This is a genomic window from Pantoea septica, assembly GCF_002095575.1.
Classification (GTDB): domain Bacteria; phylum Pseudomonadota; class Gammaproteobacteria; order Enterobacterales; family Enterobacteriaceae; genus Pantoea; species Pantoea septica.
Genome location: NZ_MLJJ01000015.1, coordinates 88,087 through 103,648, shown reverse-complemented (window position 1 = coordinate 103,648; position 15,562 = coordinate 88,087). Strand labels below are relative to the sequence as shown.

Sequence of the window (15,562 nt, the reverse complement as noted above, 5' to 3'; positions counted from 1 at the left end):
CCGGATTATCGCCTACGCCATGTCTTGAGCGTGTGCGTCGTCTGGAACGTCAGGGTTTTATTCTTGGCTATACCGCGCAACTTAACCCGCACTATCTCGATGCATCGCTGCTGGTTTTTGTTGAGATTACTCTGAATCGTGGCGCGCCGGATGTGTTTGAACAGTTTAACGCCGCTGTGCAAAAACTTGAGGAAACTCAAGAGTGTCACCTGGTTTCCGGCGACTTCGACTACCTGCTGAAAACGCGCGTGCCGGATATGTCCGCCTACCGTAAGCTGCTTGGCGAAACCCTGCTGCGCCTGCCGGGGGTCAACGACACCCGCACTTACGTGGTGATGGAAGAGGTCAAACAGAGTAATCGGCTGGTGATCAAAACCCGATAACGCAGCGCAGGTGCAAAACCTGCGATATTTCGATACACTCCTGTGAATTCATACAGGACCAGCGTCGGGCTTGCCCGACGCTGTTGCCTTCATAATTTACAGGCACCTGGAGAGTTCTCTTGAGCCAGGAATACACAGAAGACAAAGAAGTTTCGTTAAAACCGCTGAGCAGTGGACGCCGTCTGCTGGAAGCGTTGCTTATTCTCGTCTCGCTTTTCGCCGTCTATCTGATGGTCTCGCTCGTCAGCTTCAATCCTTCCGATCCGAGCTGGTCGCAAACTGCCTGGCATGAGCCGATTCATAATCTCGGCGGCGGCGTGGGGGCCTGGCTGGCGGATACGCTGCTGTTTATCTTCGGCGTGATGGCCTACGCCATTCCGCCGGTGATCGTCGGACTGTGCTGGATCGCCTTTCGCCAGCGCGAACAGCAGGACTACATCGACTATTTCGCTATCGGCCTGCGCCTGATCGGCGTGCTGGCGCTGGTGGTGACCACCTGCGGCCTGGCCGCGCTCAACGCCGACGATATCTGGTATTTCGCCTCTGGCGGCGTTATCGGCAGTCTGGTGAGCAACGCCATTGCGCCCTGGTTCTCGCCGGCTACCGGCACGCTGGCGCTGCTCTGCGTCTGGGCGGCGGGCATTACGCTCTATACCGGTTGGTCGTGGCTAACCATCGCCGAGCGCATCGGCGGCGTGGTGATGGGCGTGCTGACGTTCGCCAGCAACCGTTCGCGCCGCGACGAGCCGTGGCAGGAAGACGAGGACGAGGTTGATACCGACCTCGCGCCGCGCGTTAAGGCGGGCGCGCAGGATGAAGATGATGTGCTGCTTGCCGCGCCGCGCGCTCAGGCCGATCGCGCGGCGCCTGATGCCGCCGATCCGCTGCTGGCGAAAGCCGCTGCGGCGACCGATGCCGCGCTGACGTCGGCCGCCCAGGCCGCAGGCGTGTCCGCTGTCGCATCGCCCGCGCCGACCGCCGCCTCTCCGGCAGCGAATGCGGCCCCGGCCGTTACGCCTGCTCCGGCGGCTACGCCAGCTTTTGATACTTCGGCAGCGGCGCCGGCATTCTCCGCGCCTGCTGCAACGTCCGCCGCGCCTGTAGCGGCCGCGGCCGTACAGACGCAGGCCGCCGGACAGGCCACGGCGCCCGACGCCTTTTCCGCACCTCAGCAGCCCGCTAGCGCCTTTGCGCCAGCGACCGAGCAGCCCGCTGTGCCTGCCGAGCCGCCGCGCTACCGTTTCGACATGCCGGAACAGCCTGCCGCGCCTGCTTTTACCGGCTGGGAAGAGGACGAAGGTCCGCAGATGGGCAATTGGCGCGACGCCGATATGACCGCAACGGCGAGCGCGACCGCCGCCGCCGCCGCGCAGGCAAGCTCTGCGCCGCTGTTCGATATCGTCCCGGAAACCAACCCCAATCCGCAGGTGAAGCAGGGCATTGGACCGGCGCTGCCGCGTCCTAATCCGGTAAAACTGCCGACGCGCCGCGAGCTCGCCTCCTACGGCATCAAGCTGCCTTCTCAGCGTATGGCGGAAGAAAAAGCCAAAGCGCAGGAGCAGCAGCGCGCCGAGGCCGAGCGGCCTGCAGAGGCGCACGCCGACTGGACTGAACAGCAGCAGCAGGCTGAAGAGCAGGCGCAGCTGCGCGACGCCTTCGCCAGCCAGCAGCGGCAGCGCTACGGCGAGAGCTGGCAGCAGGAAGCGGAGGCTGAAGCGCAAGAGGCGATCGAACAGGCCGCGCTTGCGCAGCAGTTTGCCGCTCAGCAGCAGCAGCGTTACGGCGCCGAAGAGCAGGAAGAGAAGGCGCCAGCCTTCAGCCTGGATACCTCCGCCGCGTTCGACTTCTCGCCGATGAAAGATCTGGTGGATGAGGGCCCGAACGAACCGATCTTTACCATCGCCAGCGCCCCGGAGCCGGAAGCGCCCGCGGCGACCCATACGCCGTGGCAGCAGCCTGCTGAAGCGGCGGCTGTCCAGCCAGCGGTCTCCGTGGCCGCGCCGACGGTCTCCGCCGCGTTCGAACCCGCTGCTGCTTTCACGCCCGACGCCGAGCCGGAGCCGACGCCCGCGTTTCAGACGCCTGCGCCAGCCGCTGCGCAGCCGACGGCCTCACAGCCCGCTTCGCTGGATAACAGCCTGATCCATCCTTTCCTGATGCGCCACAATCAGCCGCTGGAAAAACCTTCCACGCCGCTGCCGACGCTCGATCTGCTCACCTCGCCGCCTGCGGAAGAGGAGCCGGTCGATATGTTCGCGCTGGAGCAAACGGCGCGCCTGGTCGAAGCGCGACTGGGCGACTATCGCGTCAAAGCGGAAGTGGTCGGCATCTCGCCGGGTCCGGTTATTACCCGCTTCGAGCTGGATCTGGCCCCTGGCGTCAAAGCCGCGCGCATCTCCAACCTGTCGCGCGATCTGGCGCGCTCGCTCTCCGCGGTTGCGGTGCGCGTGGTTGAAGTGATCCCCGGCAAGCCTTATGTCGGCCTGGAGCTGCCTAACAAGCATCGCCAGACGGTCTATCTGCGCGAAGTACTCGACTGCGCCAAATTCCGTGACAACCCGTCGCCGCTGTCGGTAGTGCTGGGCAAAGATATCGCCGGTCAGCCGGTGGTCGCCGATCTGGCGAAAATGCCCCATCTGCTGGTTGCCGGCACCACCGGTTCCGGTAAGTCAGTCGGCGTTAACACCATGATCATCAGCATGCTCTATAAAGCGACGCCGGAAGAGGTGCGCTTTATCATGATCGACCCGAAAATGCTCGAGCTGTCGGTCTATGAGGGTATCCCGCATCTGTTGACTGAAGTCGTTACCGATATGAAAGACGCGGCTAATGCGCTGCGCTGGAGCGTCGGTGAGATGGAGCGCCGCTATAAGCTGATGTCGGCGCTCGGCGTGCGTAACCTTGCCGGTTACAACGAAAAAGTCGAACAGGCGGAAGCGATGGGCCGTCCGATTCCCGACCCGTTCTGGAAACCGGGCGACAGTATGGATATGACGCCGCCGGTGCTGGAAAAACTGCCTTACATCGTGGTGCTGGTGGATGAATTCGCCGACCTGATGATGGCGGTCGGCAAGAAAGTGGAAGAGCTGATCGCGCGTCTGGCGCAGAAAGCGCGCGCCGCGGGCATCCACCTGGTGCTGGCGACCCAGCGCCCGTCAGTGGATGTGATTACCGGCCTGATCAAGGCCAATATCCCGACGCGCATCGCCTTTACCGTCTCAAGCAAAATCGACTCGCGCACCATCCTCGACCAGGGCGGCGCCGAATCGCTGCTGGGCATGGGCGATATGCTCTATATGCCGCCTAACTCCTCAATGCCGGTGCGCGTGCACGGCGCTTTCGTACGCGATCAGGAAGTGCACGCCGTGGTGCAGGACTGGAAGGCGCGCGGACGCCCGCAGTATATCGAAAGCATTACCGCAGGCGAAGAGAGTGAAGGCGGTGCTGGCGGCCTGGAAGGCGACGAAGAGCTGGATCCGCTGTTCGATCAGGCGGTGGCCTTTGTGGTCGACAAGCGACGCGCCTCTATCTCCGGCGTACAGCGCCAGTTCCGTATCGGCTATAACCGCGCCGCGCGCATTATCGAACAGATGGAAGCGCAGGGCATCGTTTCTGAGCCAGGTCACAACGGCAACCGCGAGGTGCTTTCGCCGCCGCCGCACGAAATGTAGCGCGACACGCTTTGCAACAAACAATCATGGGCCAGTTTTTACTGGCCCATTGTTCAGGCGACATTTGCCCCTCATATCAGAGAAAGCTTTCAGGTTTTTCTCCTGGCCCAATGCTAAAACGGCGACCAGAATTAAAACGGTATTCACTGGATAGAGATAAATAAGGAATTGAAGCGGATGAAATCAAGCGTAATCGTGTCTGGCCTGTTGGCCGTTTTTGCGTCTGCCAGCGTAATGGCGGACGCCTCCAGCGATCTTCAGCAGCGTCTGAACAAAGTGAACAGCTTCCACGCCAGCTTCAGCCAGAAAGTGACCGACAGCAGCGGTGCCAACGTGCAGGAAGGCGAGGGCGAGCTGTGGGTGAAGCGTCCCAGCCTGTTTAACTGGCACATGACCGCGCCGGACGAGAGCGTGATTATCTCTGACGGCAAAAACCTGTGGTTTTATAATCCGTTCGTGGAACAGGCGAGCGTCAGCCTGCTGAAAAACGCCACCAGCAACACGCCTTTTATGCTGATTGCCCGCAACCAGCCGAGCGACTGGCAGCAGTACAACATCAAACAGCAGGGCGATACCTTTGAGCTGACGCCGAAAAACAGCGACGGCAATCTCAAACAGTTCACTCTCTCTGTCACCCCCACGGGCACCATCAATCAGTTCAGCGCCATTGAGCAGGATGGCCAGCGCAGCAGCTATCAGCTCAAAAGCCAGAAAAACGGCGCTATCAGTCCGGATAAATTTACCTTCACGCCGCCTAAAGGGGTGACGGTAGACGACCAGCGTCAGTGAGGTGAGCGTGGGTAATCTGTCTCTGGATTTCTCCTCTGAAGATTTTAAGCCGCTGGCGGCGCGCATGCGCCCCGAAACGCTTAAGCAGTATATCGGGCAGCAGCATCTGCTGGCGCCCGGCAAGCCCTTGCCCCGCGCAATCGAGGCTGGCCATCTGCACTCGATGATTCTTTGGGGGCCGCCGGGTACAGGTAAAACCACGCTGGCGGAGATTATCGCGCGCTACGGCAATGCCGACGTCGAGCGTATCTCCGCCGTCACCTCGGGCGTCAAAGAGATCCGCGAGGCGATCGAGCGGGCGCGCCATAGCCGTCAGGTCGGCCGCCGCACCATTCTGTTCGTCGACGAAGTGCATCGCTTCAACAAAAGTCAGCAGGATGCGTTTTTGCCGCATATCGAAGACGGCACCATCACTTTTATCGGCGCCACGACCGAAAACCCTTCGTTCGAACTCAACTCCGCGCTGCTCTCCCGCGCGCGCGTCTATCTGCTGAAATCGCTGACCACGGAAGATATCGAGCAGGTGCTCGATCAGGCGATGCAGGACAAAACGCGCGGCTACGGCGACAGCGATATTCTTCTGCCCGACAATACGCGACGCATGATCGCCGAACTGGTCAGCGGCGATGCGCGTCGCGCGCTCAATACGCTGGAAATGATGGCGGATATGGCGGAGAGCAACGCGCAGGGCAAACGCGAGCTGACGCCGCAGCTGCTGACCGAAGTCTCCGGCGAGCGCGCCGCGCGCTTCGATAATAAGGGCGACCGCTTTTACGACCTGATTTCGGCGCTGCACAAATCGGTACGCGGTTCAGCGCCGGATGCGGCGCTTTACTGGTACGCGCGCATTATCACCGCCGGCGGCGATCCGCTCTATGTCGCGCGACGTCTGCTGGCGATCGCCTCTGAAGATGTCGGCAACGCCGATCCGCGCGGCATGCAGGTGGCGATCGCCGCCTGGGACTGCTTTACCCGCGTCGGGCCAGCCGAAGGGGAACGCGCTATCGCTCAGGCGATCGTCTATCTCGCCTGCGCGCCGAAAAGCAACGCCGTCTATAACGCCTTCAAAGCGGCAATGCGTGATGCGCGCGAGCATCCCGACTACGACGTGCCGGAGCATCTGCGCAACGCGCCGACCCGGCTGATGAAAGAGATGGGCCTGGGCAAAGAGTACCGCTACGCCCATGACGAAGCGCATGCCTACGCGGCAGGTGAGGTCTATTTTCCGCCGGAAATGGCGCAGACGCGCTACTACACGCCGACCCAGCGTGGCCTTGAAGGCAAAATTGGCGAAAAGCTCGCCTGGCTGGCTGAACAGGATCAAAATAGCCCGACAAAACGCTACCGCTAAAACAGGCGTTACGGTAAGGTGGGCAAGGATTTCAATGCATTCCAGCGGGAATGCATCCCTCTTTTTAAACTTTTATTACACAGGATAAGCATGCTCGATCCCAATCTGCTGCGTAATGAGCCAGACGCAGTCGCAGAAAAACTGGCACGCCGAGGATTCAAACTGGATGTGGAAACGCTGCGCTCCTTAGAAGAGCGCCGTAAAGTCCTGCAGGTAGAAACGGAAAATCTGCAGGCCGAGCGTAACTCCCGATCCAAATCCATCGGTCAGGCCAAAGCCCGTGGGGAAGATATCGAGCCGCTGCGTCAGGAAGTGAACGCGCTGGGCGAACGCCTGGATGCGGCCAAAGCGGAACTGGATGCCCTGCAAAACGAAATTCGTGACTTTACCCTGGCGCTGCCGAACCTCCCGGCGGACGAAGTGCCGCTGGGCAAAGATGACAGCGAGAACCAGGAAGTCAGCCGCTGGGGCGAGCCGCGCCAGTTTGATTTCCCGGCGAAAGATCACGTTGAGCTGGGCGAGATGGCGAAAGGCCTCGACTTCGCCTCTGCGGTGAAGCTGACCGGCTCGCGCTTTGTGGTGATGCAGGGACAGATTGCCCGTCTGCATCGCGCCCTGAGCCAGTTTATGATCGACCTCCACACTGAGCAGCACGGCTATCTGGAAACCTACGTTCCCTATCTGGTTAACCATGCGACCCTGTACGGTACCGGTCAGCTGCCGAAGTTTGGCGAAGATCTTTTCCATACCCGACCGCTGGAAGAGGAGTCAGAGAGCAGCAACTATGCGCTGATCCCGACCGCGGAAGTGCCGCTGACCAACCTGGTGCGCGACGAGATCGTGGAAGAAGAGAGCCTGCCGATCAAACTGACCGCGCATACGCCTTGCTTCCGCTCTGAGGCCGGCTCTTACGGTCGCGATACGCGCGGCCTGATCCGCATGCATCAGTTCGACAAGGTGGAGATGGTGCAGATTGTCGCGCCGGAAACCTCGATGGACGCCCTGGAAGAGCTGGTGGGTCATGCAGAGAAAGTGCTGCAGCTGCTGAACCTGCCGTACCGCAAAGTGCTGCTCTGCACCGGCGACATGGGCTTCGGCTCTGCCAAGACGTACGATCTGGAAGTCTGGCTGCCGGCGCAGAATACCTATCGCGAAATCTCCTCCTGCTCCAATATGTGGGATTTCCAGGCGCGTCGCATGCAGGCGCGCTGCCGCAGCAAAGCCGACAAGAAGCCGCGTCTGGTGCACACCCTGAATGGCTCTGGCCTGGCCGTAGGTCGTACGCTGGTAGCGGTGCTGGAGAACTATCAGCAGGCTGACGGCCGTATCCAGGTGCCGGAAGTATTGCGTCCCTATATGAACGGCGTCGAGTTTATCGGCTGATACGCGCGTTAAGCGGAAACCCGGACCTGTCCGGGTTTTTTTATCTGCAAAGCACGTTCGCGGTAAAAATCTATCAGAAATAAACGTTATCGACCTGCGCGGCAGCGTCGCGCTTAAAAAGCCTGTTTTTCATTAAGATAGCGATAAATCTCGTCTCGTTTGACACTTCTATAACCTACTGAAGATTAATAAATTAAATTATCTTGCAGCAAAATGTGCTGCGCTATTTTTTTGTGCTTTTCCTTTAAATTAGCCAGTGGCAAACTGCGCGCAACTTCCTCTCTTTTCTTTGGTTTTTATTCCTATGTCCACCTGGTCACGTCCCGTGGTGCTGCTGCTTTGCGGCCTGCTTTTGCTGACGGTTGCAATTGCTGTGCTCAATACGCTGGTTCCGCTGTGGCTGACTCACGATGCGCTGGCTACCTGGCAGGTAGGCGTGGTGAGTTCCTCTTTCTATACCGGTAATCTGGCGGGAACGCTGGTGGCCGGCTGGCTGATCAAGCATTACGGTTCTAACCGCAGCTACTATCTGGCCACTACGGTGTTTGCGGCCGCGACCGCCGGTTTACTAATGATGGACGGCTTCTGGGCCTGGTCCCTGCTGCGCTTCGGCGCGGGCGTCGGCTGCGCGTTGATTTGGGTGGTGGTAGAGAGCGCGCTGCTCTGCAGCGGTACGGTACGCAATCGCGGCCAGCTGCTGGCCGCCTATATGATTGTCTACTATCTGGGCACCGTGGCAGGCCAGCTGCTGGTAAGCAAAGTCTCCACCGAGCTGTTCAGCGTGATTCCCTGGCTGACCGCGCTGATGCTCTGCGCCATTCTGCCGCTGGTGTTCGTGAAGGTCACTGCCGCCAGCGAGGCGACCGACGCCGGGCCGGGCAAAATCTGGCCGATGCTGCGTCGTCGCAGCTCACGACTCGGCATTAACGGCTGTATTATTTCCGGCATCGTGCTGGGATCGCTCTATGGCCTGATGCCGCTCTATCTCTCGCATCAGGGCATGAGCGACGCCAACGTCGGCTACTGGATGGCGCTGCTGGTCAGCGCCGGCATTGTGGGACAGTGGCCGGTGGGCCGCCTGGCGGATCGTTTCGGCCGCCTGCTGGTGCTGCGCGTTCAGGTGTTTGTCGTGATTCTGGGCGCAATTGCCATGCTGAGCAACGCCGCGATGGCGCCCGCGCTCTTTGTGCTGGGCCTGGCAGGTTTTACGCTCTATCCGGTGGCGATGTCATGGGCTTGCGAGACCGTGGCGCATCATGAGCTGGTGGCGATGAATCAGGCGCTGCTGTTGAGCTACACCATCGGCAGCCTGGCGGGACCCAGCATGACGGCGGTTCTGATGCAGAGCTATTCCGATCGCATTCTGTTTGTGATGATCGCCGGTGTGGCGCTGGTCTATCTGATGATGCTGCTGCGTAAAGCCGATCAGCAGGCGACGCCGGTGGCGCACGCCTGATATCACCGTACGGCCGGCTTAAGCGCGACAAAGAAAAGGGAGCCCAGGGCTCCCTTTCCGTTAATACATCACATGATGGCCGTAGCCGGCGAGAATGTTTTTCACGCGCTCCATGGTCTCTTTCGTCGGCGGTTTCACGCCATCAAGCTTGTACTCTTCGCCCATCGCAATCCATTTATGCTTGCCGAGCTCGTGATAGGGCAGCAGCTCGATCTTCTCTACGTTATCCATATCGCGCGTGAATTCACCGAGCCGGTGCGCCGAATCGTCGTCGTCGGAATAGCCAGGCACCACCACATAGCGGATCCAGGTGCGCTTGCCCTTCTTCTGCAGATAGCGGGCAAAGTCGAGCGTGCGATGGTTAGAGACGCCGACCAGAATCTGATGGACGTCATCGTTCACCTGCTTGAGATCGAGCATCACCAGATCGGTGACCTCCAGCAGTTCGTCAATGACCGGATCGTAGCGACGCACAAAGCCGTTGGTGTCCAGACAGGTATGAATGCCTTCCGCCTTGCAGGCGCGGAACCAGTCGCGCACGAACTCAGCCTGTAAAATCGCTTCGCCGCCAGAGGCGGTTACGCCGCCGCCAGAGGCGTTCATAAAGTGGCGATAGGAAAGTACATCTTTCATTAGCTCTTCGACGGTAACCTCTTTTCCGCCGTGCGTATCCCAGGTATCGCGATTATGGCAGTAGAGGCAGCGCATCAGGCAGCCCTGAAAGAAGGTGATAAAACGGATGCCGGGACCGTCAACCGTCCCGCAGGATTCGAATGAGTGGATACGACCGTTGCAAGACATTGCGATGTTTCTCCAGGTTAGCCTGTAGCAGGCGCACAATCTCTGTTGCGCTCAATGATAAAGTCGGTTTTGACTGATTTCTGCAGTGAGAGCGCAGACAAAACGGGCCTTGGAGAAAAGGCTCCCGAAGGAGCCTTTTTACAGCTTAGAGCATCAGGCTTACAGCGAGTTAGTGAAAGTACGGGTAATCACATCCTGCTGCTGCTCTTTCGTCAGCGAGTTAAAGCGCACGGCATAGCCGGAAACGCGGATGGTCAGCTGCGGATAGTTTTCCGGGTGTTCCATCGCATCCAGCAGCATCTCGCGGTTCATCACGTTCACGTTAAGGTGCTGGCCGCCTTCAATATTTGCTTCATGATGGAAGTAACCATCCATCAGGCCAGCAAGGTTAGCTTTACGCACGTTGTCGTCTTTACCCAGCGCGTTCGGCACGATAGAGAAGGTATAAGAGATACCATCTTTCGCATAGGCAAAGGGCAGTTTAGCCACAGAGGTCAGCGAGGCGACGGCACCTTTCTGATCGCGGCCGTGCATCGGGTTGGCACCTGGACCGAAAGGCGCGCCGGCGCGACGACCATCCGGTGTATTACCGGTTTTCTTACCGTAAACCACGTTAGAGGTAATGGTCAGCACAGACTGCGTCGGCACGGCGTTGCGGTAAGTGGTGAGTTTCTGAATTTTCTTCATGAAACGTTCAACCAGGTCGCAGGCCAGGTCATCGACGCGCGGATCGTTATTACCAAACTGCGGATATTCGCCTTCGATTTCAAAGTCGACCGCAAGGCCGTCTTCGTCACGCACCGGTTTCACTTTGGCGTATTTGATCGCGGAGAGCGAATCGGCAGCCACTGACAGGCCGGCGATACCGCACGCCATGGTGCGATAGACATCGCGATCGTGCAGCGCCATCAGCGAAGCTTCATAGCTGTACTTATCATGCATGTAGTGGATGATGTTCAGCGCGGTCACGTACTGTTTCGCCAGCCAGTCCATGAAGTGGTCCATACGCGCCATAACGGTATCGAAATCGAGCACGTCGTCCATTACAGGCGCCTCTTTCGGGCCTACCTGCATTTTCATTTTTTCATCCATGCCGCCGTTGATTGCGTACAGCAGGGTTTTCGCCAGGTTGGCGCGCGCGCCGAAGAACTGCATCTGTTTGCCGACAATCATCGGGCTGACGCAGCAGGCGATGGCGTAGTCGTCATTGTTAAAGTCCGGACGCATCAGGTCGTCATTCTCATACTGCAGAGACGAGGTATCGATGGAGACTTTAGCGGCATATTTTTTGAAGTTCACCGGCAGTTTTTCTGACCACAGAATGGTCATGTTCGGCTCAGGCGACGGACCCATGGTGTAAAGGGTATTCAGGAAACGGAAGGTGCTTTTCGTCACCAGAGTACGACCGTCGACGCCCATGCCCGCCAGCGATTCTGTTGCCCAGATCGGGTCGCCGGAGAAGAGTTCGTCATATTCCGGCGTACGCAGGAAGCGCACCATACGCAGCTTCATCACCAGATGGTCAATCAGCTCCTGCGCCTGCTCTTCGGTGAGTTTGCCTGCCTGAATATCGCGTTCGATATAGATGTCCAGGAAGGTAGAAACGCGGCCGAAGGACATCGCGGCGCCGTTCTGCGATTTCACCGCGGCGAGATAGCCGAAGTAGGTCCACTGTACCGCTTCCTGCGCGTTGGTCGCCGGACCAGAGATATCGCAGCCATATTTGGCGGCCATCTCTTTAATCTGGGCCAGCGCGCGATGCTGTTCGGCAATCTCTTCGCGCAGACGAATGGTGGCTTCCAGGTTCACGCCATTTTCCAGATCGTTCTGCAGCGAATGGAACTGGGCCAGTTTGTCCTGCATCAGGAAGTCGATGCCGTACAGCGCGACGCGGCGATAGTCGCCGATGATGCGGCCGCGGCCGTAGGCGTCCGGCAGACCGGTCAGCACGCCCGATTTACGGCAGCGCAGGATATCCTGGGTATAGACGTCGAACACGCCCTGGTTATGGGTTTTACGGTATTCGGTGAAGATTTTTTTCAGCGTAGGGTCCAGCTCGCGGCCGTAAACCTTACAGGAGCCTTCCACCATTTTGATGCCGCCGAACGGGATAATGGCGCGTTTCAGCGGAGCTTCAGTCTGCAAGCCGACGATTTTTTCCAGCGATTTATTGATATAGCCGGCATCGTGCGCGGTAATGGTTGAGGCGAGATCGGTATCGAAATCGACGGGGGCATGCGTGCGGTTTTCAATTTTGATGCCTTCCAGCACGTCGTTCCACAGCTTAGTGGTTGCTTCGGTCGCGCCAGCCAGGAAGGACTCATCGCCCTCATACGGCGTGTAGTTCCTTTGAATAAAATCGCGAACGTTGACGCTGTTCTGCCATTCGCCCTCGGCGAACCCTTCCCAGGCCGCAGCCTGTTTTGTATTCAGATCGGTCATGATATACCTGCCTTATCTAAGAAGACGTTACGTTGGCGCCGCCAGCTACGCGGCGTCGGTCAGAATCATTAATGTGCGGTAGAACCGTTGCGTAAATAGATTACCCAGTAGGTCAACCCAACCAGCAGACCGCCGCCGATGATGTTGCCGAGCGTGACCGGAATCAGGTTGTCGATAATAAAGTTGACGGGCGTAAGCGCCTGGAACTGGTCGGCGCTGGCGCCAGCGGCTTGCCAGAAAGCCGGGCCAGAAAAATCGCGAATAACGATCGCTAACGGAATAAGGAACATATTGGCGATGCTGTGCTCGAAGCCGCTGGCAACGAACATGGCGACCGGCAGAATCATCGCCAGCGTTTTATCCGTCAGGCTATGGCCGGAATAGCTCATCCAGACCGCCAGGCAGACCATCAGATTCGCCAGCGTGCCCAGGCAGACGGCTTCAATAAAGCTGTGGTGCATTTTATGATCGGCGGTTTGCAGCACATTCAAGCCCCATGCGCCGTTCGCCGTCATATGCTCGCCGGCGAACCAGATCAGGGCGACGAAAAACAGCGCGCCGACGAGGTTGCCGAAATAGACGTTGATCCAGTTGCGCGCCAGCTGGCCCCAGGTGATGCGTCCGCTCGCTTTCGCGACGACAATCAGCACGGTGGAGGTAAAGAGATCGGCGCCGCATACCACCACCAGAATCAGCCCCAGCGAGAAGCAGATGCCGCCGATAAGCTTCGCTACGCCATAGGGCATGCCTGCGGTGCCGGTGGTCGCAGTGATATAAAAAACAAACGCAATGGAAATAAAAACGCCGGCGGTGATGGCAAGGAAAAAAGTGGTTAAGGGATGTTTAGTGGCTTTATAAACTCCAGCATCTTCCGCCACTTTGGCCATTGCGGCCGGTAATAACAGATTAAAAGGGTTGTCAGCTTTCACACTAACGCTCTCCAAAAGATGTCTGGAAAAATACTAACAAAGGAGTATAGGACAGGATTTGATCTGGATCATATTTGACCAGAAGATGGCGGAAAAGAGCGGGGTGAGGAGCGGTGGAAATGCGTTAATACACTGAATTTTAATAAATAAAAATTTTTTAAATTTTATGTTTTTATTTTAATCGTTAGCAATGTGCGGCAGCCTCTCTTGTTAAGGAATATGATCAAGCGAGTCAATAGTGTTAAAAAAGCCAAGTGATAATCGATTAGAAATAATAAAAGATGCTATCCCACGATAAAAAAATGGCGTCAATAATATTGACGCCATGGCTATTTAATTCAGCGTTGCGCAGCTGAAGGGGTTAACTATTTTTCCAGTGACGACGCTTTGCCGCCTGGAGTTTTTCATAAGCCTGCAGCAGAGCCTGGTGCGCCGGGAAGGCTTTGAGATCGTCGTCGACGGCCTGCAGACCGTAGAAGGGCGCTTCGCCGCTGATGGCCGCCGACGCCGCTTCCAGCGTGTCCGCACCGTACATGCGCGTGAAGGCGTGATGATACTGCAGCGGGTCGCGCTCATCTTCCATCGCCAGCAGCAACAGCGTCTGCAGGCAGCGGTAGTAGTTGGCGCGTTCCGGCGAAAAGATTGAACCGTTGAACTCCATGGTCCATTCGGTCCAGATCAGCGCCTGATCCAGGTCACCGCCAGCCAGCGCCAGCATCGCCTTCAGCTCGCCGATGCGCAGCGTGTACCAGCCGTTGTCCTTGCCGCTCGCCAGGCCCAGCAGTTCGCGCACGCGGGTAAAGTCGTCATGGCCTTCCTCATCCAGCTGGGCGATCAGGTCGAGATACTCTTCCGGATTCCAGTTGCTGGCAGGCAGCGCCAGCAGCGTGTCGCGTAGGCCCGCGCCCATATTGTTGTTCGCCAGCACCAGATCTTCCGCCGGGTAGATATCGGACATGCCCGGCACGATAATGCGGCAGGCGTAGACGCCCAGGTGATCGTAATCCGCGATATACACTTCCTGCTCTTCCTGGCGGAAGATCCCCATCAGGGTGGCGAACTCTTCCTGGGTCGTGCCGCTGAACGACCAGTCGACAAAGGGGTAATCCGCTTTCTCTTTGAACAGATCCCAGGAGATTAGGCCGCTGGAGTCGATAAAGTGCGTCTCGAGGTTGGCATGCTCGGCGACTTCTTCATCGTCGAAGGTCGGCGGCGTAAAGACGTCGAGATCTTTCAGGCTGCGGCCCTGCAGCAGCTCGGTAACGGTACGCTCAAGGGCGACGCCGAAATCGGGATGCGCGCCGAAAGAGGCGAAACAGGTGCCGTTTTGCGGGTTGAACAGCACCACACAGATCACCGGATATTTGCCGCCCAGCGAGGCGTCATAGGCAAAAATCGGGAAGCCTTCCGCTTCGAGGCGGGCAATCGCCTCCACCACGCCGGGATAGCGCTGCATCACGCTTTCAGGAATAGTCGGCAGGCTGATCGCTTCGGCGATAATGCGGTTTTTGATATAACGCTCAAACACCTCGGAAAGCCCCTGCACGCGCGCTTCGTTAGCCGTATTGCCCGCCGACATGCCGTTGGAGACGTAGAGGTTGCCGATGATGTTCATCGGGATATAGACGGTCTGCTGGTCGGACTGACGGGTAAACGGCAGGCCGCAGATGCCGCGCTCGGCGTTGCCGGACTGCAGATCCACCAGCTCCGGCGCGGTCAGCGCGTCGTCAGGATCGTAAAAGGCGCGCAGGCGCGCATCCAGAATGCCTTCCGGCAGCGAGCCGTCCGCCGGGATCGGGAACCATTTCTCGTCCGGGTAGTGAACGAAATCGCCGTTGGCGATCGATTTGCCTAACCAGAAGTCGGCGAAGAAGTAGTTAGTGGAGAGACGCTCGAAATATTCGCCCAGCGCCGACGCCAGCGCGGCTTTCTTGCTGGCGCCTTTGCCGTTGGTAAAGCAGAGCGGGCAGTCGCGGTCGCGAATATGCACGGACCAGACGTGAGGAACCGGATTAAGCCAGGAGGCTTCTTCAATATTAAAGCCAAGGTCGGTCAGCTTTTGCTGGAAGCGCGCGATGGAATCTTCCAGTGCTGCGTCTTTACCGGGAATGAACGTTTGCGTCATGGGACCGCTCTCTCATATATAGTGGGCGTAAAGCGCGCAATGATACGGACTTTGCCGCCGTGGCGCTATGAAGACGCGATAAATTTCTACCCGCCATAATCCTGAAACCGGCGTGGCAGAAGGGCTCGCTTTTCGCTCTGGACGAGCCGCCTCACAAAATTTCGCGCTGCGCTGCATTTGTAACATAAGCTGCGGCGCGGCAGATTCAGAAAATGTGATCCCTTCCCGATTT

The 15,562-nt window shown here is 58.3% G+C and carries 10 protein-coding genes; 6 read left to right on the top strand and 4 right to left on the bottom strand.

The features are described 5' to 3' along the window. From lrp to HA46_RS10480, 6 genes are all read left to right on the top strand, one after another. A partial coding sequence (lrp, locus tag HA46_RS10505; RefSeq protein WP_084884119.1) for a leucine-responsive transcriptional regulator Lrp occupies nt 1–383 on the top strand: 383 nt, incomplete at its 5' end. A gap of 119 nt (nt 384–502) precedes the next feature. Continuing rightward, complete coding sequence (locus HA46_RS10500) at nt 503–4,054, top strand: DNA translocase FtsK 4TM domain-containing protein (protein WP_084884107.1); 3,552 nt, start codon at nt 503–505, stop codon at nt 4,052–4,054. Between the two features lie 177 nt (nt 4,055–4,231). After that, nucleotides 4,232–4,843, top strand: a complete 612-nt coding sequence (gene lolA / locus HA46_RS10495; protein WP_033751302.1) for an outer membrane lipoprotein periplasmic chaperone LolA — start codon at nt 4,232–4,234, stop codon at nt 4,841–4,843. Nucleotides 4,844–4,850: 7 nt separating this feature from the next. After that, complete coding sequence (locus tag HA46_RS10490) at nt 4,851–6,194, top strand: replication-associated recombination protein A (RefSeq protein ID WP_033789565.1); 1,344 nt, start codon at nt 4,851–4,853, stop codon at nt 6,192–6,194. 90 nt (nt 6,195–6,284) lie between these two features. Continuing rightward, nucleotides 6,285–7,577 carry a serine--tRNA ligase gene (gene serS, locus HA46_RS10485; RefSeq protein ID WP_033789266.1) on the top strand — a complete coding sequence of 431 codons (1,293 nt, stop codon included), beginning with the start codon at nt 6,285–6,287 and terminating at the stop codon, nt 7,575–7,577. A 304-nt stretch (nt 7,578–7,881) separates the two neighbouring features. Continuing rightward, nucleotides 7,882–9,033, top strand: a complete 1,152-nt coding sequence (locus tag HA46_RS10480) for an MFS transporter (protein ID WP_084884116.1) — start codon at nt 7,882–7,884, stop codon at nt 9,031–9,033. Between the two features lie 60 nt (nt 9,034–9,093). Here HA46_RS10480 and pflA read toward each other — a convergent pair whose 3' ends face one another. From pflA to ycaO, 4 genes are all read right to left on the bottom strand, one after another. Continuing rightward, nucleotides 9,094–9,834, bottom strand: coding sequence for a pyruvate formate lyase 1-activating protein (pflA, locus tag HA46_RS10475; RefSeq protein WP_033751298.1), 741 nt, complete (start codon nt 9,832–9,834; stop codon nt 9,094–9,096). A 159-nt stretch (nt 9,835–9,993) separates the two neighbouring features. Then, nucleotides 9,994–12,276 carry a formate C-acetyltransferase gene (gene pflB / locus HA46_RS10470; protein WP_084884104.1) on the bottom strand — a complete coding sequence of 761 codons (2,283 nt, stop codon included), beginning with the start codon at nt 12,274–12,276 and terminating at the stop codon, nt 9,994–9,996. A 68-nt stretch (nt 12,277–12,344) separates the two neighbouring features. Beyond that, complete coding sequence (gene focA / locus HA46_RS10465; RefSeq protein WP_033751296.1) at nt 12,345–13,205, bottom strand: formate transporter FocA; 861 nt, start codon at nt 13,203–13,205, stop codon at nt 12,345–12,347. 361 nt (nt 13,206–13,566) lie between these two features. Continuing rightward, complete coding sequence (ycaO, locus tag HA46_RS10460; protein ID WP_084884101.1) at nt 13,567–15,330, bottom strand: 30S ribosomal protein S12 methylthiotransferase accessory factor YcaO; 1,764 nt, start codon at nt 15,328–15,330, stop codon at nt 13,567–13,569. Nucleotides 15,331–15,562 lie beyond the last annotated feature (232 nt).

Coding starts and splice junctions, on each gene's coding strand:
- lolA (WP_033751302.1), top strand. CDS start 4,232: ATGAAATCAAGCGTAATCGTGTCTGGCCTGTTGGCCGTTTTTGCGTCT.
- serS (WP_033789266.1), top strand. CDS start 6,285: ATGCTCGATCCCAATCTGCTGCGTAATGAGCCAGACGCAGTCGCAGAA.
- HA46_RS10480 (WP_084884116.1), top strand. CDS start 7,882: ATGTCCACCTGGTCACGTCCCGTGGTGCTGCTGCTTTGCGGCCTGCTT.
- pflA (WP_033751298.1), bottom strand. CDS start 9,834: ATGTCTTGCAACGGTCGTATCCACTCATTCGAATCCTGCGGGACGGTT.
- pflB (WP_084884104.1), bottom strand. CDS start 12,276: ATGACCGATCTGAATACAAAACAGGCTGCGGCCTGGGAAGGGTTCGCC.
- ycaO (WP_084884101.1), bottom strand. CDS start 15,330: ATGACGCAAACGTTCATTCCCGGTAAAGACGCAGCACTGGAAGATTCC.